This window comes from Corynebacterium intestinale (assembly GCF_023574125.1).
Classification (GTDB): domain Bacteria; phylum Actinomycetota; class Actinomycetes; order Mycobacteriales; family Mycobacteriaceae; genus Corynebacterium; species Corynebacterium hesseae.
The window spans coordinates 212,256-234,882 of sequence record NZ_JAMKFF010000004.1 but is presented as its reverse complement, the minus strand read 5'-3'; the positions used below and the strand labels follow the sequence as shown (position 1 = coordinate 234,882).

Genomic DNA, 22,627 nt, shown 5'->3' with positions numbered 1-22,627 from the left:
CGGCAACTCATTCGGTAGACGGATTTGCAGACGATCTCCAAACAACGAAACCCAGTGTGTTTCGTCTTGCCTTATGTTCTACGCCCCATTGGAGCCAATTCTTTTACATAGAACTTCGTCCCACTGAGACATAACCACTTCTTTATCCCATTTGGAAGAGTATTCGCGTGCCCGACTACCCATGGAGGGGAACGCACCCCTTTCTCCGCTTTCAAGAATCGTTTCCACTGCTTTAGCTGTCCCTGTTTCGGACGCAAAAGGACCGAATATATCCTCAACGCCTTCCCTATCCCACAGCAGCGGTACACACCGACTAGCCATTGCTTCTGCAGGCGCAAGATGAAAACTTTCTAGTTCGCTAGGCGATAGAATGTACCCTATTCCTCGATACCAAGAAGCTATGTCTGCGGTGAAACCATCAAACGCAACGTGTTCTTTTAAAGCTCTCGATGAGGCAATACGATTAAAGAACTCTAGGTATAGCTGCTTTTGCAGGGGATCATCCCATACATGGGGGTACTCCCAAGGAAACCTTCCCTTGAATCTAAGTGTGTAGCGGGGATCCTCTCTGATAACTGACTCAATTAAATCTAGAGCCCTATCTGGCCGCTTAAGGAACGGAACATAGCCGACCATTCCAATTGTAAACTCAGCATTGCGGACTTTCGGTCTATCGAAATCGTCTAAATCAATAGAGTTGGGAATTACCGCCGTCTCCACACCCTGCATCCCAAACTTTGCTACAGCCGTTCGCCTGACCCATTCTGAAACAAATATCATTGAGTCGACTCTTTCCCAAAGGACCTGATCCATCCAAGGTCCTTCAAGCTCAAAACGGTGAAGCCTTGAAACGAGTTGAGTCGATGGCTGGCAATTCTTCGAGTACCATTCAAGCGCTGGACCAGCCCACTCACAAAATACCACGTCAGCCCATTCAACGAGCTCCTCGCTTAGGAGTTCGTCGTGTTCGTGGAGGGTCTTCCAGGGGTCCTGCCTCACCTCGTACCTATCCGATCGCATTAAGTGCTCCATCAATTCACCCATAAATTTTAGGTCATGAGATGCTACGACAATACGGACCGGCCCCTCCACAAAATCTGGGTCCGGCACTGGGGTATCGATTGCGCGCGAAAAAGCACGTTCTAAGCGGCTAATGGCAGCCCTCATCGAAAAATGCTCGCTTGCACGCCACGCAGCAGTCTGCGCCTTTGAAAGCTCGGGCAACGCAGAAACGATCCTCTGCGCAATGGTGCTTATCGTATCTACAGCGTCGACAAAGAAGGGGTATCCTTCCCCCCAAATCTCACAATGGTCTTGAGTGCGATTGATCAACGGCGCTGCGCTAGCCGCCCCATATTCCAAAGCCTTGGTTGATACTTCCAAGCTAGAATCTAAATTTTCGGTTCTACAACCATACCCAATATCTGAATTACCAATGCGTTTGATTACTTCGTCTCGTGGCAGTACTCCATACCATTTGACGCCACTTGATGGATCAGAGTCAGCCTCCTCAAGAGCACGGCGCATTGTATGCTCCCACTCCGGAGCAGCTGAACCACCATCAATTTTTGCGACGATCACTTCTAGGGTCGCAGGGACTCCCAGCTTTCCGAGTTCTCGGGGTAGCTCCAACATCTCTAATGTGCGCCATCCTGAAGCGAGTTTTCCCGCGTAAACGATTCGCAACGGACGACGTCCATTGTAGGCGTCTTTTTCATCGGGAGACGAGAATGCTTCATCGGGAATCATCGGCGGCATGAGAACCGTCTTTCCAGCAGAAAGCGGGACCACTGCTTCCCAATAAGAACGAGCTGCCTCGGTTTGAGCAAATATTCGGCAGGAAGAACGAGCAATCTGTTCCAATTGAGAGATATTAGATACAGAAAGCTTATCAGTAGGGTACGGAATATCTGTAACATATGCCCACAAAAGCGGCGCCAGACCGTCGATCCTGCTTATTTCATAGCAAATGCTTAAACCACGTGCAATGACGATAGTTGCTGATTGTTCCTCAACTATCTTCTGCAAAAATGCAGCGGCCTTTTCCGGGGCCATTCCTTTGCTAGCAGTACAATCTTCCGGTTCATAAATGGAGACATTATTAATCCCGACTAGCGATTGGAGCAGTGTATCGTTTTCAACTTGACATTTTAGGACTAGATGCACGCGGTCAACGATGTGCGAAAGTACACGCGCTAGCGATACGAGCCAAGTTGATGAGCCATCGACTATGTTTGCGTTTACATCTCCATATAAAACAACAGAGTTCATTTCCTATCCGCCCCTAAGAGCTCAGCAATTTTGGTGAGTACCGGAAGATTGACATCTTCACCCCACCCCCATCTCGGCTTTCCATTCGTGACTACCACCGTTGCTAGTTCTCTCAATTCATTAGAAAAATGATCACGGGCTGCTGCCTGCACGACAATGACGACTACCCCAACTTGTTTTGCTTTGCGAATGTAATTGGCCAACGCGGAAAAACTCTTGGTAGCTTGTGTGTTCAGAGTCCCAGCCCAAAGTCCCCTTTGAAGCTCTTCTTCATCGATGACTAAATACGCAGTCAGCGGATGCGGCTCCCCAAGCTGGTGAGGTGCGAAGAACCGCCGGACGTTCCCGAGTGGACTGAGCCCAGATTCAATTGTTGCGGATCCTATTAATTCAATGCCGCGGCTCCGTGCGGAAGAATCAGCATCCATCAACCCTTTCAAAATCTCAAAGCCATCGCTTTCCATCGTTTGCTCAGCTGCTATACGACCCGGCTGGTGAGATGTAGGCCTCCCCACTATTTTCACTGACGGAACTGCCCCAGGTGCAAAGAATAGTCCATTGTTTGCGGCGTCACTTCTTTCTTCAATCATGCCCGGAGAGAGGTACTGTTGGTTCAACGCCCTTAAGACTCTCTTTTGGTTCCCTTGTCGTTGTGGCTCCTCGTTGGCAAGCATTTCCGCAATCAAACTTTCCAAATGCTGGATCCTCCTCAAAGCGTCGCGGCCAGTACCTTCGGACTTCTTAGACGAAGAAATCCACATTGCAGTTAAGAAGAGCCCAATGACTAGAGCCAACAAAAATATAGCTTTTCGGCAGTAACCATCCTCAATGACAATCGTAATCGCCAACAACCCTGCTACCGCTACACAAAGGATTGTCATCCCACGACCGCGCTGGAAAAATTCAACCACGCCGTAACCTCATTCTTAGTCTCCCGTTGCTCAGTTCCTGCCTCTTTTCAAAACTAGCGGCAGTCACGGGGTTGAGTACCACATGTTTCTAGGTCTTCAATTACGGTGCTCGATCTAACAATATCAGTGGGGCCTTATACAGCTTGGCAAGTTCCTCGATATACTGATGAGCGGGGTCTTTGTTTTCACGCCCCATCAGCTTCGCCCATTCCCGATATTGGGATGCAACAATGTCAGTATGACCATCAGCAATAATGCGGCCTTTAGAGATCCAGATTGCTCGATCACAGTTCCGCTCTACCTCGCCGAGTGCGTGAGACACTAAAAAGAGATTTCCGGCACGATCTAATAGCTCATGCATCCTAGCGGAAGCCTTAGCTCCAAATGCCGCATCACCAGTTGACAGGGCCTCGTCAATCATTAGAATGTCGGGACGCACTGCTGTGGAAATGGCAAACGACAGGCGGGCCGACATTCCAGATGAATAGGTTTTCATTGGCCGTTTAATCGCTTCGCCCAGTTCGGTCCATTCCGCGATCTCACTGATTTGAAGCCTCGCGTCCTTTGGGCTCATCCCCAGTGCCAGACAACCCAAATAGATATTATGTTCACCAGAAAGGTCCGGCTGTAGAGCTGGAGACACTCCCATAAGCGTGGGTTGAGAACGCGTGAGAATACGCCCAGAGGTGGGGGCTAAACCACCTGCAATCATGCTTAGCAACGTCGACTTTCCCGAGCCATTCAGCCCAATAATTCCGATTGACTCGCCGGGAAGTGCAATTAGTGAAGCACCGACTATTGCGTCAACCACAGTTTTTCCACGGCCGACGCGCGTCATGCTCGCGTCTGAGGAACGCCCCTGGCTAATCACATATCGCTTCGACACATTATCAACAACTACGTTCGCCTGTTCAATGTAATTGATGTCTATTTCAGGCTTCATTTCAGCATCTTGCTTCCTACGCTTATACATCTTCGAACTATCTACTCAATTTGTGTTTTTCTGCAGAGGCTCAAGCGACAACAATTAAACAAGTCGGACGTATTTATCTTCAGCCTGCCAAAAGAACACGAAGCCAATGACAAAGATACTTATACTCCACGCCAAGAGTTCGGCCCATGTGGCTAGGTTAGGAGCCGTTCGATAGATAGTGCAGTCTCGAATTGCTGTCAGAAATACGTAGCATGGATTGGCGGACATGAGCTGATGAATTGCCGAATGCTCGGCAAATCTGTCAATTGAAAACATTACACCCGATAAAAAGAAGAGCCCTTGGGTTACGAGTCCCATGATAGTTTTAGTTTCTGGTATCTGTGCTGTTAGACGTGCAGTTATCATCATCAGTCCACAACCAAATACATGGATCATGAGAAACAACGGGATCACAAGAACTATCGTCCACGAGGGCCAGGTTCCCCACTGAAAAAGAAAAGCCACTAGGAGCGCAACAAAGCCTGGTAAGAGATTATCTATTAGAGAACGTATTGTTACTGCAAAGGGAATTGATGCTCGCGGAAATTGAAAGGCACGAATCATAGCCTTTGACGACTGCATTAAGCGGATTCCGGCAGTCATAAGTCCAGTAATCATCGACATGAAGATGATTCCAATAAACAAAAACCCAATGAAATTCTCAACGTCACGAGAAGTTTTCAATAATAGTCCAAATAGGAACCCATATAGTGCTACGTCAAACAGGGGGTTTAGCACTAGCCATAGTTGCCAAAGCCGGTAATCCCTCGTCGTACGCAATGCCTTGGCTCGAGCGTCCGCAATGATGAAGTGTCGCCTTCCAGTTAGCTTCACGATATACTCAGCCAGAGTCGGTCGCGTAGCCAGTGGGCGAAGACCCTCAGGATTGACTATTTGTACGCGGCCTTCATGTCGTGCTACTTCGGCATTCAGTTCCTCAACTCCTCGCTGAGAGGTTTTTGAACCACGTAATTTGTGACGTGCCAACATGCATCAGCCCTTCCAAGTTTTATTGTTCGAACAATCCGCAGGTCCGTGGACTTTCCTCACTCCATGAATCGCTACCGGAAATTTTACTCAGCCTGTCTGAGAAGCTGGTCGAGAACGTTATGAGCTTGCATTGTGTTTCCCACATGCGTCGAAAAAGCCAAAGGAAGCTTTGATAATGGCGAGTCATCGGTGACGACTCCCCAAACGTCTACCCCACTACCAGCATAGTCAGCATACTTCGATGGCAGGAAAGGATTAGCGCCAAACGAGGAACCAGTCGTGTCAGTGTCGTTTACGACCAAGACATCGAAGCGCGTAGAAAGGTTTAAGAACTGCAGGTACGGCAAATAACCGTTGATACACAAGCACTCTTCTGCCGGATGTCCCCATAGATCGCGGCGTAGCTTATTGGGATTCGAGGTGAAAATGTGTAGTCGAAAGCGGTCTCGGGCTGGGTGGTGCGCTAAAGCAGTTAAAATGTCGTCGATACCTCGGTTTACGTAGAAGTTGCCGAAGTATGCGATATTGATGAGCGCAGGATCAAGTCGATAGTCTGACCCGACCAAGGAGTACATCTCCTCTGTAGGAACCGTTTGATGGCGAATTCTCGATTTTGATTGCACCAATCTCCTTAAATCGGCTGGATAGCGTTCCAACATGACTTCTTGTTGATTGGCATTGGTGAAAATAACTTCGTCAGCATATAGAAAAGTCACCAGTTCAGTTAACTCAAAATGAGTGGCAATCTGAATATCTGCCCAATCGGTGCGCTCAATCATCTTTCTGAGTCTATAAGTCGTCACTCCTCTAGTGAGCTTGCCCGGTCTGAGGCCACCATCCACACCAACACTAAGAGGGTCTGAGAATTCCGCCTGCCAGTACGTTTCGGGATGCTTGCTCTTGAATAACGCGGCTGCTACATGCGATCCAGACCATAAAGCGCGTGAGTACATTGATTCATATCCACCGCGACTCTTCGCTTGTTTGTGAGCTTTTCGCGCAGCTTGGCTAGCATACGAGCAAATCGCCCTCCAGTGGGAGAAGGAAGGAACCACGTCAAGTTCCTCTACATGAGCAAGATATGGATCGACAATTAGACGCGCAGATTCATCATATTCGCGAACCCGACTCATGTTGGCAGAGAACACATCCACCAATTCAGCATCCTGGCGTATCACCTTGGCTGTAACGTTAGCGGAAGTGTCTGCATATGGCGGGAAACAGTAAGAAAACACAAGCCGCTTCGCTTTATCAGGACGCAGCTCTCCCCAATCTAAGCCCGAGACTTTCAAACTTATAGCTGTCTCAATGGCACGGCGTATCTCGCTAGGATGGTCGCGCAAGTAAGTCTCAACGAATCCAAACTGGGCATCCTCTAGCTTCTGTCGCGCATGAGTCTTTGTGTCGTACTCCCGAATGGCCCGAAGCTGTGCCATACATTCGAGACGCTGAGTGACGTTAAAGTCGAAACCTTCTGCTTGACGCGACACTGATCTATCTCGGATCGTCCGAAGATAGGCGGTTCCCTCATATCTACTTGGTACCCTTAGCAGCATTCCTGGCACTTCAAGGAGGTGCGCAAAATACGCTACATCCTCTCCCGAACGCAGCGTCTCCTTGTAGCGATACCTTTGGGCCAGTTCAGTAGGAATTACTTTACTGGCATTAAATCCAAGTGCCCACGGAGCCGTTGCGACAGGAACCGTAGTTCCACGTAGACCCAAAATACGGGTGTTTAGAGAATTCTCCTGGGAAAAGCTGCCATCAACTGAATCGTGGATGGGCAACAGTACGCAAACGCCGTCCTCAGCGTGCTCTAGACCCGTCGCAATGAACTGTGGTTCTAATGCGTCATCATCGTCGAGAAATGTAACGAAACTACGGCTTGCACACGCAATTCCCAGATTGCGGGCACGGCCAGCGCCAGGAGATGTGGTTCGCAATACCCTTAGGTCTAGGTCAGGGAAACGCTCTGACAAGTCTGGTTCCATTCTAAGCGCGCCAGGACCATTGAACACTACAAGCACCTCAATAAGCTCTGTACAAACTGTTTGCTGCACAAGCGAAGTTAGCGCGAAGACCAATGCCGAATTCGTACTCTGAGTAGATACCGGAGCGAACGAGGGAATGATAATGCTAATACCGGGCCGATAAGTGCTCATCGAATCCTTTCAAGAATCTTGTATAGCGCTACAATCGCAAAAGGAGGGACAAACCTCTTGACCGGTTTAGCTAGCGTCGCTGCGCGTGAAATCAAGATCGATCTCAACGATATGCTCTCTAATCGCTGATCACTGCTACAACTATCGGAGGCCTTTTCAGCATTAGGCGCAGAAAGTCCTCTAATAAAATCTTCTACCTCGCGGGATTCCCTGTCTGCGATACTCAAACGAAGTTGGATCCATCTATCGGACACATGCAGTCCTGAGATAGCAAGGGAGCCGCTCAGTTTCCCACCGTTCCCAATTAAATTAAGAGCATTCGTGACATTTGATCGAGGCGCCCAATACTCAACATGTCCTCTATCTCTTACTAACCGAGCAATCAAGCGTTCAGCGAACTCAGGTGAAATATCAATAAGTACAACTCGTGCTTCTCCCGCCTTCAAAAGTTCGCTTTCACTAAAACAGAAGACAACTGTACCGTTTCCTTTGGGCAAGGGAAGCAGCTGCTCCGAAGAGCTTAAAAGCACCGCGAACTCAGTTTCAACTGGCTGGTAATCGCTCAGAGAATTGACTCTCATCCATTTTCCTTGTCGAGCTAGAATCTATCAGCTGCAACACTATGTACGATATTGCGAACCGTTCGGGGAACTACGCCGTCTCGTTGTTGAGCGACCCACTCTCGTCCACGAGACGACACGTGCAGCTGGGAGCGATCTTTGATTAGATTAATCCACATGTCAGCAAGTGCTTCCGGATTATCGGGTTCGACAACATTTCCGGCCTCGAGTTGCTCTACCAATCTCGCCGCTTCTCCCTGGACTACAGCACTAATGTGAATCCCTACCGACATTAGCTCATAGGTTTTTGACGGTACCGTACGGGTAAGCGGCTCCCACGCTGTCAGGTGTACCAACGCACTATCTGCCCAGTCATAAAACTCTTCCAGTTTTTCTGCGGGATAGCGGTGTTCGATAAGGGCATCAGTACCAGAATCATGAATCAGATCCTTTACCGCTAGCCAACCTGCCCCGTCACCGACAATCCGTAGGCTCACTTTGTACCCGCGATCCTGCGCAATCTTCACTGCCTTAACGGCATTGTCAAGGCGCTGCGCACGCCCTACTGTGCCAGCATAGAGAACATTAAGCCCCTCGCGATTAAGCGCACTCTTGTCTTCCGCCAGATATCTCGTTTTCGGCGGAAATACGTTACGCACCGTACAAATAACACGCTCACGACCACTACCTTTTGCAGGCATTGTGTCTTCAAGATGAGCGGCTAAGTCCTCGGAGGTAGTGATGATTCCGTCCGCATGGTTCAATGCCTTGTTCATAGTCCACTCGGTAAATGCAGTGAGTACCTGAAAAGGCCCCTTGCTTAAGACGATTTCACGAATAGACTTTCTACCTGTGCCGGAGTTCCAGTCGTCTTTTTCGCGTAGTAGTTCCGGCCATGCGTCTCGAAGGTCAATAATGTATGGGGCCCCAATAATACGAGCTGTAAGCATGGTCACCACCGACGTCGGTAACGCCGGCACCGTACCAATTACTAAGTCCGGAGCGTACTCACGGATCTTGCCCCGATGGCTGATTTGCATGGCAAGCATAGATGCAGCAACTGATGCCTGGTTTAAGATTCTTCGTGTCAGCGTCGATCCCGCTGGGAAGAATCCCGATCGCAGGATTTTTTCCCCTGAATTTCCACCAACAATATGTTGAGCACCAACGATCGACTCTCGTGAAAGCCATTCGATAATGCTAATTTGACGCTGGTAGTGCGGCGGAGGCGCGATCACCATCACCTCATGCCCAGCCTCCACGAGAATCTTGGTCAACCACGACCATCGCCGTTGAGGAACACCGTTCTCCGGAGCCCAATACTGGGATAGGACAAGAATCCGCATTGTTACGCCGCTCTTCCTAGCCGTTACGTCCCTACAAGGTGAAAACAACCACCCCATGGGGCGTCTTGCTATCGCCAAATTCCTTTAGTGTCGATGATGGTCTTTCCCTCAAGTTTCGAGGTATCAAATGCGACGAATTCTTTGTGATTAACCAGTAGAAGCACGACATCCGCAGCAGCAATAGCTTCTTCAGTTCCTTGCTTTGTAAGATTCGAAATGTTCTCCAAAACATCGGGAAGATCGTCTACGTTCGGCTCAACCACGCGAATGTCCAACTGTGGATTGTCCATCCCCAGTCGCTTGACAATTTCCAAAGACGGCGACTCACGCAGATCATCAATATCATTTTTAAAGGCAATACCAAGAGCAGCCACTACAGGGCTTTCTTTCCCTTCAATAGCCTCGATGACCTGCTCGATGACCCAATCCGGCTTCCCGTCATTGACATCACGGGCCATCTTAATAAGCCGCGCTTCTTCAGGAGCAGCGGAGACAATGAACCAAGGATCAACTGCAATACAATGCCCACCGACGCCTGGACCAGGCTGCAAGATATTAACACGCGGATGGTGATTCGCTAGCTCGATAAGCTCCCACACGTCAATTCCAAGGCGATCACAAATGAGAGAAAGCTCGTTAGCGAAAGCAATGTTGACATCGCGGAAGGAGTTCTCCGTAAGCTTTGCCATTTCCGCTGTCGTGGCATTAGTCATGAGGAGTTCTGCGGTACAGAAAGTGGCATACAAGTCTCGTGCAAGTTCAGTCCCTTTGGGGGTTAGACCTCCGATTACACGGTCATTGTTTTCCATTTCTTCCATAATCCGGCCTGGAAGCACTCGCTCTGGACAGTGCGCAATAAAGATGGCGTTGTCATCTTCGTCATTGAGTGACAAGTCCGGTCGAAGTTCAATGAGGTGCTTAGCCATGCCTTCGGTAGTGCCCGGAGGAGAAGTTGATTCCAACACTACGAGTGCTCCCGGACGAAGATGAGGTGCAAGCGCCTCTGAAGCAGCACGGATGTACTTTGTATCAACCTCGTGGTTTTCTTTGAAAGGCGTCGGTACACAAACAATATAGGCATCAGCTTCGACATGTTCGGCTTGGGCGATCAGGCTTCCCTCCTCGACCACTTTGGATAGAAGTTCTTCGAAGCCCGGCTCAAAAAAGGGTACCTTTCCGTCATTAATCAATTTGACGAAACGCTCATTCACATCAATGCCAACGACATTAACCCCCTTCGAGGCAATGAAAGCCGCTGTAGGCAGACCAATGTATCCGAGGCCTACAACACAAACTTTGTCAAAGCTTTTAGAAACGAATTCCTGAGACGACATCTTGTACCTTTCTCGCTTTACGCTCTGTCAACGGTATCACGGGTATACATTTTGCGAACATGTCAGTATCGTTCAATGAAAGCTTACAGGTAGTTTAACTCTCTTTAGCGAGCTCAAACCACCATGATGCAGGGAATAGCTCTTAGAACATATGCGAGATAAACTGACGAACCATGACTTTGAGGAGAAACTACGCGCGATATGGCGCCTCAACTTCTTTCTTCGGTTCTGTCGAGGATTTTCTAAGTACCCCCCTTCTAGGAAGTCTACCCAAAGAAGCCGAGGCAGTTTCGATTCGATACGGCGAAGCTTTCTTGGATTTACTTATTGAAGATCGCGGTGCCGATTCCACTATCATCCTGTTCCACGCCGCTATTGATCCTTCAAAAACAACTCTTCCCGTCTTTGTTGGTAGACAGGTTGTTGATGGCATTGATGCCAATTTGATATATGTCTCTGACCCCTCGCTTGACCGCGGAGCAAGTATTGGCTGGTTCACAGGAGACGAATCGCGGCCGTACCAGGAAGACCTAGAAAGGTGCCTATCTCACGTTTTCACCGGCCTCCACCCTGATACCCCTGTCTCCGAGTTAGGCGAGCGAACAATTTTTTGGGGTGCATCAGCTGGAGGCTTTGCTGCACTTTACTACTCAAACCGCTTCCCCAAATCACTGGCGGTGGTGTCTAACCCGCAAACACACATTGGCCGTTATCATGAACCCCAAGTGACAGCTTATCTCGAAAAGTGCTGGAGTGGCCGAAGCCTTTCCGACACGAACATTACATTCGACCTAGTGGCGGAGTACAACAAGGGCTTCGAGAACTATGTAGCGTACCTGCAAAACAGGGACGACGAGCTGCACTACAAACAGCATTTTCTACCATGGTCCCAGGCAGTGGCAGATCATCCCCGACAGTGGCGCCTTCTCCTCGGGGATTGGGGCAAAGGGCATGCTCCAGCCCCCACATTTCTACTTACGGGAATCCTTGGCTTCGCAGCATCCCTGCACGGCGATTGGGAGCAACTATTTAGCGACGAAGTTTTCACTGACGACGCCTAGTTCAAATCTCTACTTGCGTAGGATCTTGCTTAACCGATCAAAACGCACAATCGCTTTACTGGTCCATTCCTCCCCTACGAGTTTACGTGCACCGGCTACAATAGTCGACCGGTTCTGATAGACACCGTCAATAGCCTGATCAATGAAGCCTCGAGCTCCTTGGCGACGAACCAAATCCCAGTCATCGGTACCAACGTAGCTCGCTTTCCCATCTCGTTGCTGCATGACGACTCGTGAAACCCAAACTGTTTTAGCGCGGTCGCTTTGCGCCAGAATTCGGAATCCACGAAGCCGATAACCGTGCTCTAAATGCAAGCTCACCAGACGACGGAAAGCCCCTTCAGATACCGGAACATACAAAAAATGCCCGACACTTGGGTTTTGAGATGCCGCAAATCCCTCGACCAGCCTATAAGACGGGACACGCCGACCACGCGAATCCTCGATCCAAAGACTCACCAGAATCTCTTTCTCGAACGCATAGTCTGATTTACCCTCGATAATGAAGTTAACGTCGCTACTGTTAGGCTCGAGCAGGAAGTGAAGGCCATGGCCAACGGGACACTCGATGTTCAGGGCCAGACTCTTATCCTGCATCTGCCTCGTAACCGTTGGAAACGCCCCCTCAAGAGCAGCAACGTCAGTAAATGCAGGGAATGAGGCCATATCCTCCATAAGGCGCGCCATTAGCACGCTCGACTCATGGCGCATGGCATTGTCCTGCCCAGAATGAATAGCGCGTAAATATCCTAATTCACTTGCGTCTAAGATAACTGGGACAAAGCGGTCTGACTTATCATGCGGACCACTTTGGGGTTCCACAAAAGCTCCGTTCTCCTTAACCGCGCAAATCGACAACAACCCCATTGAGTTCATAGGGGCATGAGCCTCACGCATATGAAAGAACTGCCCGTCCGAATAAACCGCTTCAACACCGAGAGGCATACTAACGAGCATGCCCTCAAACTCCGGTTTAATATATGAATCCATCGTCTGAAAGTAATGTCTCGACAGGACATCATCATCGTCGAGCCGATAACGACCAAACGTGCCTCTAAAGCCTATACTCTCGACATATCGACGCACCGCCGTCCAGCCACTGTCGCCGTCAGGAAGCTCATCAAGATGCAGGATGGCATATTCTTCTGCCGCCTCGCGTAACTGCAATTTGAATTTATGAGGCAATGAATCCGAAATGGAGACGATATGCTTCACCTCGAAACCCTCGGCCGCCTGAGCCAAGGTTGGCAGAGTGTGATTCAGAAAGATATCCGCGCGTAGCGAAAGGCGAGAATCCTCATAAAGGTAGTCACGATACTCGTTTCCCGACAACCCAGCTTGCCCATTGCTAGCACGCCACGACACTGAATCCGGAACGAAGAGACTGAAACGGGTATGCCCAACAAACATGAATATCTCTCTTTTCCCTACGATTCTTAACTAACAAATAGCTTAGCGGCGCTTGCTAGCAAGTCCGAATATCGCATCACTAACGTCTCCAATACCGCCCTTGTGCAGGCGATTTGTAATCTTCAACATAGGCCCTATATAGTTACTTCTCGTTGCACCGGTTAAGGAAACTTACCAAGCAGCATACGCACATTCCTCCATAGCTCAGTTGGCAGAGCATTCGACTGTTAATCGAAGGGTCACTGGTTCGAGCCCAGTTGGAGGAGCGGTTACCCCCCTCCTATCGGCTAAAAGCCAATAGGAGGGTTTCCGCATCCCACGCCTGGCTACCACTTAAGTTGGGTTAAGGGACATTTCGTGTGGATTTAGGAGCGCACGGCGCAGCCTTTTCCTATACCAAAGCTCGGATCCCATCCATTATCGATATGGATGTCGCATGTGGCCGGTCGCCCACCTGGACGGCCACGTCGTGAGAGCTTTCCCTGGCCCAGATAGCGCCGGGTAGCAGCCCACTACCCCTCCACTATAATCAGCCCACTGCCCTCACTGTAATTAAGAATGGGAACCAATGACTTCTCTTTGAATAGCATCAGCTTGGGCTTCGTAGAAGATGCTCGAATAATGAAATGGGCTTAACCCCCATCGATGCTTTTCATCCGCCAAGAAGGTAGAGTCCGGATACTCAAGAAATCTGACGTTGTTGTCTCTCCCACAAGCTGCAATATCATATAGGCGCTGTAGTTTAGCGTTTTGCTTAGCAATGAGTTTCTGATCCGGCAAGAGACGTCCCGCCGAGGAATGCGTTGCCCAAAACACTTTATTAACCAAGAGGATCTTTTGGCTCAATGCTGAAGTAAAAAACTTCCATCCTTTTTCAAAATTCATAAAGTACGATTCCGAAAACACGTCGATTGATTTCGATCCACGTATGAGTCCAGTTGCCAGATATTCGGGGCTTTCGGTGTACACACTACGGGACCCCACGAACAAAGGAAGGCGCTCGTCAATATAATCAACCAAGATAGTAGAACCTGCCGCTAATTGTGCGAGCCGAATATTTGTCCTACTAAGATCACCTTCTACCATTCTTCTCTGAAATGGGCTTTTGTTAAGTTCCAGATGCTCTTTTTCGTGGTAAATAGGCGGTAAATGAAGTGTTGAATAGCTGAACCGTGCTCTATACCCTGCAAGCGGAACTTGCACATATTCAAAGACATCACGCGAAACACAGCTTCCCATAACGAACACCGCATTTTCAAAATCGTTTCCATCTATGGAAAAATAGATTTCAGAGTCTGTATACCACCGTCGAAGGAACATACTCACACTCGACAGACCTTCCATCGAAAACTGTTTTTCGAATCGCTCAAGTCTCCCAGTACCAATAAGATAGAAGAAATCAAAACCAGCTGGAGAGCGCACAAACCCGCTGGGGGTAGGCCCTTGCCCTTGCTCAATCCCAACGACGATTCTCTGATCTCGCCTTGCAAAGAATTGACCCGAAATCCGAAACACCCCCTCTGACTCGGAGCTCAAATCGAAGCTCAAACTACTGTCAAGGGCAAAGAGGCTTTGACTTGTATTCATGATTCCTTCAATACTTCCTTTTAATAGATACGATTCAATCGAAGTCACGGGACTTCATACGACAATGCATTCAGCTGCAGTTCTACATTAAGCCACGGTCGAAGTTCTAAGCATCTCGAGACACTCTCAGCTAACTCATATTTCCAAGCTATAGTGCAATCTTGTTCGTTACTGTCACACAAATGCACTTAGCATCGGATTCAAATTGAATCATACGCATTCTCATTCCCAGCCGGCTTGAAACACCTGCGCTGCAGTTACTATCGCACCAAAGAGGGATTGGCCACTATGCCAAGAACGCGTTATGTTGAAGCTGTAAAAAGGGAAGTCCATCCGATCACTGAACTGGCCCGCCAGAAGTCCCAATTACTCCAGCATATTTTCGAGGAAGCAGTCGACTTCCGCTACATAGTCCCCACATGTTAAAAGCTTGCTATCGCCGTGGATCCACAGATTGAAACCATGTAGGATTTCTTTTGCATTCCTATCCGGAAAAAAGAAGCCAAAGCCGCTACGTAGTGCGGAATAAGATCAATGAGGATGTTCACCAGGTTTGATGCCCGGCCTGGTTTGCGACTATGTATCCATACGTGTTCATCGACTCCGAGAATGCCTCACTCCATCGAAGTGGTAAGAGGTCGTCGAGGGCGTTCCGACGGCAGGTATCCGGTGCAACATGGTTAACCAGTTCCCTTCCTACACCGCGTGCTTTGACGGAGGCTGAAACACTCTTATGGTCATTAACTAGACACTGCAAGACTCAGTGAGGGCGCTTGGCTCCGTCTCCCGCACAAGCCAGTATGACCTAGAAGAGCTTTCTCACACACGACATGGCTACACACAGGAATCTGAGGCGCTTTACTTGCAGCCTGGTGGGAATCCTACGACGGGAAGAACGACGAGTCGACGGGCCGTGAGGTCGCGGGACATACCTGGCTACCCGCAGTCCGGCCCCTCGCCAATGGCGACTAACGGAGTGTCCTCGGTGATAGTAAGGCGACCTACTTCAGAAGCACCGGTGATGGTACGACCGGTTTCCATGGTACGGCCGATAGTGTAGACGACGAGCCGGTTTCCAGAAGGCTTCACAGCACGACTCCTTTGCGTGTTCAAATGACTACGCACCAGCTTTCATCTTCGCACCGGAAACCCCTGTAATGGTGCCCTCTGAACCCGTCAAGTTCTACTTCACCCCGCTTCGCCCCCGTAACCATAAGTGCCATTTCACCGGCAGTTTCAAATGCCCAATCCCAAAGATCCTTTAGGCCATAAAAGGTCTTTACGCTTGCATTACTCCCCAATTTCAGCATCCGCCATAAGGCCGACGCGTGCTAGTATTAACTAGAACACTGCGGGTTAATGCTCGCGTAGCTCATACCGACGGACTATAGAAGGATTTCAGAATGGCATTCGTAGGCACTACTCGCTTCAGTATTTACGATCCCACATCTCCAGCATGGAAATCAACTTCCACTTTTAATTCAGCCAAAGAATACTTTGACTATCTTTATGCCCCCGAACGAATCGAGCCCCGCCTGCGTATTCTTAGCAAATTCAGTATGCCACTCATTTCGATTGCGGCGGAAAAGCATCCAATTCGTCATCTCATTCGATATTCAACTGAGATGCCTGAAAAATACATCTCACAGCTGAAGGAAATCTCAAGCAAATATGATTTTATCATCCTAGAGCCACATACCGACGGAAAAAGTAAACTTAACCCCTATAAAATTGGACTCGACTTAGCTGGAAGCTCCAAAGCCTTTGGAATCTACAGACTCGACGACGACGATCTTCTAACTCCGGATTTTTTCAATCAAACTGCTAGATACCTCTCGCCCGCATTCGCAGGAATGAAGGTCTCACTCGCGTCGGGCATTACTGGTATTTACAACGGGAAAGAATTCAGCACTTTCCGACAATGTTATCGACCTAAAATTGCGATCGGCTTGCTCGGAATCTATACCACAGATAGTAATGGCCGATTGATTTCGCCTCCAGATTCGCCTCATCACCTTGCTGATAAATTTGGCCCAGTCATCGTAAACTCCGAACATCCATCCTATTTTTGGACCCGCCATGTGGGGCAAGACACCACATTCGACGCAGCAAATAAGGACTTGGAAATCATTCGTGAACTCAATAGTTTCGACTCACTTCCACCGTCTTGGAATATCGAAGAACTCTTTCCAACCATGCGAGGATCAATCAAAAATCGCAAGCGGTTGGAGCTCTTTAAAGGGAATCCATCTATCAACTCGGGTGATTTTGTAAAAATCCCCCCCATTAATGGAAACTTCACTCTTCGTATCGATGCCTCATTCAAGGAAGAAGTAGGCCCTAATTCGGCACTCATCAAATTTAGAATCAGTAATTCCACAGATAATACTCTTTTGGTTCCAAGTGAAACCCCAATTAATGGCCTATCGGTATCACCATATTCCTCAATTGGATATTTCCGCTACATTAAGACCAATAGTGGAAGAACTATCCAGGAAATCAGCGTCAATCTTCCGCATGACTTCACAGTTGAAGAAATTGGAATTCAACCATTTGGCATTAAAGCGCACCCCCTCGAGCTTCATTCTTTAGAAGTCATCACCGACGAGTAGTTGTTTCAAGGATCGGTACCTTCGGGAAGTTGGTTCACGACGTTTACTTCTTCCTAACCAAAACAAGCCCACTGAATCAAAGATTGTCTCAGATAGCCAACCGATCGAAAATCGTAGTCCGAAAGTCCCCCGCTATCGCAGTTTGCTCGGTCGCGGAAGTCCTACCAAGTTCCAAATATTGAGTCGAACAGAATCTCTCCATAAAAAGCCAAAGGAGCAACTGGCGTCATTTACCGACGATTTAGCTATTCTTTGAGCTGATTATCAACCGCAGCAAATCTTCAATAGGTAATGTTATGGCCGTAATAGTACTTTGATGCAAGCTCGGGGTACCAAAGATGGGACTTTTCATGAAGCCGCGAGTAGATTCGAAAGGTGCTCAATCACAGTTCGCCGCTCGTCGTAGCATCACCGGATAAGTTGTTCAATCCTCGGATGACGGTGCTGAGTTGGCTCACCAGTTTCGCATGGGCTAAGACAGAGTATGTAGCCCAACGGGAACAAGTTCTCTCAATTCAACTTGGTTCCGTGTCTGCGAGTATGGTGACACCACCAAGTCGAGCAAGAGCAACAAAGTAGTCGACCCTGCCCCATAAAACAGTTGGACTAACCCTCAACGCTGGGGTCAAAGTCTGGCAGGCGCTCCCCTACGCCGAGGAGCTCGGCAATAGCGGCAACGGCACGCTCGGCAGCCTTGCCATCGCCATAGGGGTTCACGGCGTTGGCCATGGAGTGGTACGCGGCGTCGTCATCAAGCAACAGCTTGGCCTCCGCCACGATGAGACTACGATTGGTTCCCACAAGCTTCACAGTGCCGGCAACAACAGCTTCAGGGCGCTCAGTGTTCTGGCGCATGACTAGGACCGGCTTACCCAGAGCCGGCGCTTCCTCCTGGACTCCGCCGGAATCCGTCAGGATGATGGTTGCGCGGTCAAGAAGCTTGGTGAACTGGTCATAAGGAAGTGGATTCGTGATGACGACATTGGGCAACGACTCTACTTCCGGAAGCACAGCTTCACGAACCTTTGGGTTCAGGTGTAGCGGAAGGACAAAGTTGATGTCCGAGTAATTCTCCGCAAGATCCTTGACTGCGCCGCCGATCTCCTTCATCGCTTCGAGGTTTTCACGGCGGTGGGTGGTGACCACCACGAGGCGCTTGCCAGATTCGGCTGCTTCCTGCAGCGCGGGATCCTCAAATTCGGTATCCCAGCTGGCGGCCTCCAGCAGTGCATCGATGACGGTATTACCGGTGACCGCGATGTCCTTCGACCGGACGTTCTCACGGCGCAGGTTTTCCATCGAGCCTGCAGTCGGCGCGAGGTGCAGCTCTGCCACCTGGCCAATGAGCTTTCGGTTGGCTTCTTCCGGGAACGGAGAGTGAATGTCACCGGTACGCAGACCTGCTTCGAGGTGAACGATCTTCACTCCACGGTGGAAACCAGCCAGCGCTGCGGCCATCGCAGTCGAGGTATCACCCTGGGAAATAATGACATCAGGCTGTTCGGCATCAATGATCTCATCCAAGCCCATCAGCGCACGAGAAACAATCTCATTGAGCCCCTGACCAGGCTTCATAAGGTGAAGATCCAGCTTTGGCTCAATGCCAAACATAGTATTAACCTGTTCCAGCATTTCCTTGTGCTGACCAGTGGAGACGGCGACGGACTCGAAACGCTCGTCCTTCTCCAGAGCCTTGATGACCGGTGCCACCTTGATGGCTTCAGGGCGGGTTCCGTACACGGTCATAATCTTTGGCTTAGACATAGACTTCCTTTGTTGACTACTGGGAGAGAATCTCCATAAGAGTCTACAATGCGGATGCTTCGCGCACATGGCCCAGAGTTATATAGAAAATAAACGCTAGTCCTCGCTCACGGTGACTTCGCGCGGCTCTTCAAGGCAATTGGTGCGGGGCTCAGCTGCCGCCACGCTGGCCGTTAGCAGCGCTGACATGGCCACGGCTGCCGATACCGCATGCGTACGCTTCGAAGTCTTCACAGGTATTAAGTTAACTGAAGCGAATGCATTATGGGAAGAGTTCTCGCCATATCTATTCGGCATCCCTGTTCGCTCCGCTGCCAAGAGGCCACCTGCCCCGGACTGGTTTGGCAGGTAGGCTATTCATGAGAATTGCACGTTGCCCGTACGTTGTACGCAAACGCCGGCTGATACGCTGGCTTGAAGTAAGGGGATGACTAGTTTCCAATGATCCAATTTGTTGTGGGTGCTGCCGCCGGATACGTCTTTGGAACCAAGGCGGGGCGCAAGCGCTATCACCAAATTAAGGGTGCCTACGAGAAGGCCGTCAACTCCCCCGCCACCAAGGCTGCGGTGCGTTCCGCACGCAAGGCAGTGGCCAACCGCTTGGACCCGGAACCGCGCATGCGTGAGCTTAAGGACTACAACAAGGGGCGCCGCGGCAACCGTGGCACCGCGAATGGTGTGCAACCGGATCGGATTTACGAGCCGGACGAAGATTAGCGCATACGCTACAACGCGTGCGCGCGGCTGCGGATTAGCGGGGGCGTCGGTTAGCGCACGCCGCGGAAAGCACGGTCGTTGAGCTCGCGGCGGGCTTGCTCGAGGGCGACGAGGTCCGCGAAGAGCGAGTTGTAGGATTCCTCGTCGTCGGAGGGGCGCATGCGGCCCAGCTGGGCCTTGAGCTGGGCTACCTGGTCGCCCACTCGTGCCTCTTGGAGGCGGGAGAGCACGGAATCGGCGTAGGCCTCAAGGTCGGTATCGGGGTTGCCGGTCTCCCCCAGCTTGATGGGTTCCACGGCGAGCTCAGAGACGAAGTTGCGAGCCATAAGGTCCGGCATTTCGCCAGCTACGGCGGCCAGCCATTCCACGCCGGGTTGCTCAGCGCCGGCGGTGACGCCACCGAGGGTGGAGATGGCGCGGCGGATGGTGCGGTAGGCCTCGTTGGAGTAGGCATCCTCCGTAATCCCGTCGAAGTAGCTGCCGGCGATCTGCGGGAATTGCAGGGCCAGCTTGAGGGCCTCGCGTTGTGGCCATAGGTGCGGCTCGCGGGGGCCGGGAATGTGCATAACGGGGGCGTTGGTCTGCGCGGGCACAGACGATGTTTGCTCCAGTGAGGCAAAACGCGGGCGCTGTTCCTTCTTCGGCTTGCGCGCCTCCTGGCGTACCTGGTGAAGGACTTCTTCCGGATCGGGCCAGCCCACCCAGCCGGCCAGGCGGCGGGCGTACTCGCGCTGCAGAGGTTGGTCACGGATTTGGGCTACTACGGGAACCGCACGCCGCAGGGCCTGGAGGCGGCCCTCCGCGGTATCGATGCTGAAGTCTGAGATCACGGAGCGGATGACGAACTCGAACATGGGGATGCGGTCCGCCACCAAGTCACGCACCGCGGCATCACCGCGCGCGAGGCGCAGATCGCACGGGTCCATTCCATCGGGGGCTACGGAGACGAAGGACTGGCCAGTGAATTTCTGCTCGCCCTCGAAGGCGCGCATCGCGGCTTTCTGTCCGGCCTCGTCACCGTCGAAGGTGTAGATGAGCTCGCCGTGGAAGTAGGAATCATCCAGCATCAAGCGTCGCAGGACCTGCAGGTGGTCCGCACCGAAGGCGGTACCGCAGGAAGCCACGGCAGTTTTCACGCCCGCGGCGTACATGGCCATGACATCCGTATAGCCCTCCACCACCACGGCCTGGTGCTGCTCCGCGATGTTGCGCTTGGCCAAATCTAGCCCGAAGAGCACCTTGGACTTGTGATAGAGCATGGTTTCGGAGGTGTTCATGTACTTGCCCAGCTTGTCATCGTCGAAAAGCTTGCGCGCGCCGAAACCGATGACGTTGCCGGACAGGTCCTTGATGGGCCACAGCAGACGCCGGTGGAAGCGGTCGATGGGACCGCGCTTGCCCATCTTGGAGATGCCGGCAGCGTCGAGCTCCTCAAAGGAAAAGCCCATGCGCAGCAGATGCTTGGTGGCGGTATCCCAGCCCTCCGGGGCATAGCCGCATTCGAAGGCGTAGATGATTTCCTTGGAGAAGCCGCGGTCGAGAAGGAACTCACGAGCAGTCGCGGCCTGCGGGGTTTCTAGCTGCTGGCGGTAGAACTCGTGCGCGGCCTTGTTGGCGGCGATGAGGCGGCGGCGAGTGCCGGGCTTTTCATCGCGCGCACCGGTGGAGCCACCCTGGTAGTTGATGTGGTAGCCGATCTTCTGGGCTACGGCCTCAACGGCCTCCGGGAAGGAGACCTGCTCCATCTCCATGAGGAAGCTGAAGACGTCTCCGCCCTTGCCGGTGGAGAAGCAGTGATAATAGCCGCGCTGCGGGCGCACATGGAAGGACGGGGTCTTTTCATCCTTGAAGGGGCTCAAGCCCTTCAGCGAGTCATAGCCAGCGGGTTTGAGCTGAACGTACTCGCCCACGATTTCATCAATAGGCGCGCGTTCACGGATAGCTTGGATATCGCTGTCCGGAATTCTGCCTCGTGCCATGCGTACAGACTACCCCGCCCGCCGGAGCTACAGGTACCCACGGCTGGGTGGATCCTTGATGCTTGTTCCCACATCCTCCAACAACCTGCGGTGGGGATTGGGAAAAGGCCTGGTCCGGATTTCTGGTTCAGGCCCTATACCTGCAATGATGGGGGCCATGTCCCAATCCTCCCCCTCCAAAAAATCGCTGCCGGCCATCATCGGTGGCGCGGTTCTAGTCCTCGTCGCGGGCTACTTCGGCATTGATCTCGGCGGCTCCGGCGATGGCGCGGACCAGAAGGCAGCGCCCTCATCGGCTGCGTCTGCTTCGTCCGCTGCATCCGGCGCATCCGGTGGCGGCGATGGGGATAAGGGGGACGTCGCAAAGCAGGGCAAGACAGACCTGCCCACCTGCGCTATGGATTCCCTGCCGCAGGAGGCGCACGAGACCGCCGAGGACATCCTGGCCGGCGGGCCCTATGACTATCCGGATAACGACAACGTGCGTTTCGGAAACTATGAGGGTGCGCTGCCGCAGCAGGCAAAGAATTACTACCGCGAATACACCGTGGAAACCCCGGGGATTGGGCACCGCGGGGCCAAGCGCATTGTTACCGGTGGCGGCAGTGAGACCGACCCGGATGTCTGGTACTACACCGATGACCACTACGACAGCTTCTGCAGTATCCCGGACGCGGAGGACTAAGACATGCAACGCATTCTCATCACCGAACCCATCCGCACGCGCGAGGATCTCTATGGCGCGCTCGGCCGCCTGCACGGCTGCACGTCCGGTGCCCCGCGCAACCTTGACGCTTTGGCGGACTTCCTCCGCGAGCAGCACATCGTGGCGATTATTGCTGCGGATTTTGACATGGTGGAAGAAGACCTGGCCCCCATCAGCATGGTGCTGGAGGACCAGGGTGTCGCGCTGGTGCGCTAGTGAGGTTGTTGACCGGCGAGTGGTTAGC

19 protein-coding genes and 1 tRNA gene are annotated in these 22,627 nt (G+C 51.4%); 6 read left to right on the top strand and 14 right to left on the bottom strand.

Going from position 1 to position 22,627, the window contains the following annotated elements:
* Positions 1–78: 78 nt before the first annotated feature.
* The 8 genes from M5J06_RS06835 to wecC all read right to left on the bottom strand — a co-directional run bounded on the left by M5J06_RS06835 (position 79) and on the right by wecC (position 10,547).
* On the bottom strand, positions 79–2,271 hold the full coding sequence (locus tag M5J06_RS06835) for a glycosyltransferase (protein ID WP_250224269.1): 2,193 nt from the start codon (positions 2,269–2,271) through the stop codon (positions 79–81).
* A complete protein-coding gene (locus tag M5J06_RS06830) occupies positions 2,268–3,182 on the bottom strand; it encodes a hypothetical protein (protein ID WP_101735530.1) in 915 nt (304 codons plus the stop codon). Before M5J06_RS06830 ends, M5J06_RS06835 begins: the two co-directional genes overlap by 4 nt.
* 100 nt (positions 3,183–3,282) lie before the next feature.
* Positions 3,283–4,155, bottom strand: coding sequence for an ABC transporter ATP-binding protein (locus M5J06_RS06825; protein WP_083304452.1), 873 nt, complete (start codon positions 4,153–4,155; stop codon positions 3,283–3,285).
* A gap of 54 nt (positions 4,156–4,209) precedes the next feature.
* A complete protein-coding gene (locus M5J06_RS06820) occupies positions 4,210–5,145 on the bottom strand; it encodes an ABC transporter permease (RefSeq protein ID WP_083304451.1) in 936 nt (311 codons plus the stop codon).
* A gap of 83 nt (positions 5,146–5,228) precedes the next feature.
* Positions 5,229–7,307, bottom strand: coding sequence for a glycosyltransferase (locus M5J06_RS06815; RefSeq protein WP_250224268.1), 2,079 nt, complete (start codon positions 7,305–7,307; stop codon positions 5,229–5,231).
* Positions 7,304–7,888, bottom strand: coding sequence for a hypothetical protein (locus M5J06_RS06810; RefSeq protein ID WP_145990289.1), 585 nt, complete (start codon positions 7,886–7,888; stop codon positions 7,304–7,306). Before M5J06_RS06810 ends, M5J06_RS06815 begins: the two co-directional genes overlap by 4 nt.
* A gap of 17 nt (positions 7,889–7,905) precedes the next feature.
* Complete coding sequence (locus M5J06_RS06805) at positions 7,906–9,213, bottom strand: glycosyltransferase family 4 protein (RefSeq protein WP_101735528.1); 1,308 nt, start codon at positions 9,211–9,213, stop codon at positions 7,906–7,908.
* Positions 9,214–9,281: 68 nt separating this feature from the next.
* Positions 9,282–10,547, bottom strand: a complete 1,266-nt coding sequence (wecC, locus tag M5J06_RS06800; protein WP_101735527.1) for a UDP-N-acetyl-D-mannosamine dehydrogenase — start codon at positions 10,545–10,547, stop codon at positions 9,282–9,284.
* Positions 10,548–10,720: 173 nt separating this feature from the next.
* Between wecC and M5J06_RS06795 the strand changes: the two genes are divergently transcribed.
* Positions 10,721–11,608 carry a hypothetical protein gene (locus M5J06_RS06795; RefSeq protein ID WP_145990288.1) on the top strand — a complete coding sequence of 296 codons (888 nt, stop codon included), beginning with the start codon at positions 10,721–10,723 and terminating at the stop codon, positions 11,606–11,608.
* Between the two features lie 9 nt (positions 11,609–11,617).
* Here M5J06_RS06795 and M5J06_RS06790 read toward each other — a convergent pair whose 3' ends face one another.
* Entirely contained in the window at positions 11,618–13,018 is a 1,401-nt protein-coding gene (locus M5J06_RS06790; protein ID WP_250224266.1) for a glycosyltransferase, read from the bottom strand.
* A gap of 193 nt (positions 13,019–13,211) precedes the next feature.
* Here M5J06_RS06790 and M5J06_RS06785 point away from each other — a divergent pair.
* A tRNA-Asn gene (locus M5J06_RS06785) sits at positions 13,212–13,284 on the top strand.
* 286 nt (positions 13,285–13,570) lie between these two features.
* Here the strand turns inward: M5J06_RS06785 and M5J06_RS12465 are convergent.
* Together M5J06_RS12465 and M5J06_RS06775 are read right to left on the bottom strand one after the other, a co-directional pair.
* Positions 13,571–14,653, bottom strand: a complete 1,083-nt coding sequence (locus tag M5J06_RS12465; protein WP_145990287.1) for a DUF6270 domain-containing protein — start codon at positions 14,651–14,653, stop codon at positions 13,571–13,573.
* An 888-nt stretch (positions 14,654–15,541) separates the two neighbouring features.
* Positions 15,542–15,694: a hypothetical protein gene (locus M5J06_RS06775; RefSeq protein WP_180952019.1), complete on the bottom strand. Its 153-nt coding sequence runs from the start codon at positions 15,692–15,694 to the stop codon at positions 15,542–15,544.
* A gap of 314 nt (positions 15,695–16,008) precedes the next feature.
* Here M5J06_RS06775 and M5J06_RS06770 point away from each other — a divergent pair, with 314 nt between their 5' ends.
* Positions 16,009–17,217 carry a glycosyltransferase gene (locus M5J06_RS06770; protein WP_250224265.1) on the top strand — a complete coding sequence of 403 codons (1,209 nt, stop codon included), beginning with the start codon at positions 16,009–16,011 and terminating at the stop codon, positions 17,215–17,217.
* A 606-nt stretch (positions 17,218–17,823) separates the two neighbouring features.
* On the opposite strand, the gene wecB is transcribed toward M5J06_RS06770, so the two are convergent.
* Positions 17,824–18,981 (bottom strand): non-hydrolyzing UDP-N-acetylglucosamine 2-epimerase, encoded by a 1,158-nt coding sequence (gene wecB, locus M5J06_RS06765; RefSeq protein WP_101735523.1) that lies wholly within the window; start codon positions 18,979–18,981, stop codon positions 17,824–17,826.
* A gap of 96 nt (positions 18,982–19,077) precedes the next feature.
* A complete protein-coding gene (locus M5J06_RS06760) occupies positions 19,078–19,215 on the bottom strand; it encodes a hypothetical protein (protein ID WP_154736808.1) in 138 nt (45 codons plus the stop codon).
* A 207-nt stretch (positions 19,216–19,422) separates the two neighbouring features.
* On the opposite strand from M5J06_RS06760, the gene M5J06_RS06755 reads away from it, so the two are divergent.
* Positions 19,423–19,698 carry a hypothetical protein gene (locus M5J06_RS06755; RefSeq protein WP_250224264.1) on the top strand — a complete coding sequence of 92 codons (276 nt, stop codon included), beginning with the start codon at positions 19,423–19,425 and terminating at the stop codon, positions 19,696–19,698.
* A 50-nt stretch (positions 19,699–19,748) separates the two neighbouring features.
* Here the strand turns inward: M5J06_RS06755 and dnaG are convergent, their stop codons facing one another.
* Complete coding sequence (dnaG, locus tag M5J06_RS06750) at positions 19,749–21,677, bottom strand: DNA primase (protein ID WP_070624483.1); 1,929 nt, start codon at positions 21,675–21,677, stop codon at positions 19,749–19,751.
* A 157-nt stretch (positions 21,678–21,834) separates the two neighbouring features.
* Here dnaG and M5J06_RS06745 point away from each other — a divergent pair, with 157 nt between their 5' ends.
* Together M5J06_RS06745 and M5J06_RS06740 are read left to right on the top strand one after the other, a co-directional pair.
* Positions 21,835–22,362 (top strand): guanyl-specific ribonuclease, encoded by a 528-nt coding sequence (locus tag M5J06_RS06745; protein ID WP_250224263.1) that lies wholly within the window; start codon positions 21,835–21,837, stop codon positions 22,360–22,362.
* A gap of 3 nt (positions 22,363–22,365) precedes the next feature.
* Positions 22,366–22,599: a barstar family protein gene (locus M5J06_RS06740; protein WP_070519618.1), complete on the top strand. Its 234-nt coding sequence runs from the start codon at positions 22,366–22,368 to the stop codon at positions 22,597–22,599.
* Positions 22,600–22,627: the final 28 nt, after the last annotated feature.

Bases quoted from the DNA above. Each gene is read 5' to 3' on its own strand.
- M5J06_RS06810 (WP_145990289.1), bottom strand. From the start codon at position 7,888: ATGAGAGTCAATTCTCTGAGCGATTACCAGCCAGTTGAAACTGAGTTC.
- M5J06_RS06790 (WP_250224266.1), bottom strand. From the start codon at position 13,018: ATGTTTGTTGGGCATACCCGTTTCAGTCTCTTCGTTCCGGATTCAGTG.
- M5J06_RS06835 (WP_250224269.1), bottom strand. From the start codon at position 2,271: ATGAACTCTGTTGTTTTATATGGAGATGTAAACGCAAACATAGTCGAT.
- M5J06_RS06825 (WP_083304452.1), bottom strand. From the start codon at position 4,155: ATGTATAAGCGTAGGAAGCAAGATGCTGAAATGAAGCCTGAAATAGAC.
- wecB (WP_101735523.1), bottom strand. From the start codon at position 18,981: ATGTCTAAGCCAAAGATTATGACCGTGTACGGAACCCGCCCTGAAGCC.
- dnaG (WP_070624483.1), bottom strand. From the start codon at position 21,677: ATGGCACGAGGCAGAATTCCGGACAGCGATATCCAAGCTATCCGTGAA.
- wecC (WP_101735527.1), bottom strand. From the start codon at position 10,547: ATGTCGTCTCAGGAATTCGTTTCTAAAAGCTTTGACAAAGTTTGTGTT.
- M5J06_RS06770 (WP_250224265.1), top strand. From the start codon at position 16,009: ATGGCATTCGTAGGCACTACTCGCTTCAGTATTTACGATCCCACATCT.
- M5J06_RS06805 (WP_101735528.1), bottom strand. From the start codon at position 9,213: ATGCGGATTCTTGTCCTATCCCAGTATTGGGCTCCGGAGAACGGTGTT.
- M5J06_RS06795 (WP_145990288.1), top strand. From the start codon at position 10,721: ATGACTTTGAGGAGAAACTACGCGCGATATGGCGCCTCAACTTCTTTC.
- M5J06_RS06820 (WP_083304451.1), bottom strand. From the start codon at position 5,145: ATGTTGGCACGTCACAAATTACGTGGTTCAAAAACCTCTCAGCGAGGA.
- M5J06_RS06755 (WP_250224264.1), top strand. From the start codon at position 19,423: ATGATCCAATTTGTTGTGGGTGCTGCCGCCGGATACGTCTTTGGAACC.
- M5J06_RS06740 (WP_070519618.1), top strand. From the start codon at position 22,366: ATGCAACGCATTCTCATCACCGAACCCATCCGCACGCGCGAGGATCTC.
- M5J06_RS06745 (WP_250224263.1), top strand. From the start codon at position 21,835: ATGTCCCAATCCTCCCCCTCCAAAAAATCGCTGCCGGCCATCATCGGT.
- M5J06_RS06815 (WP_250224268.1), bottom strand. From the start codon at position 7,307: ATGAGCACTTATCGGCCCGGTATTAGCATTATCATTCCCTCGTTCGCT.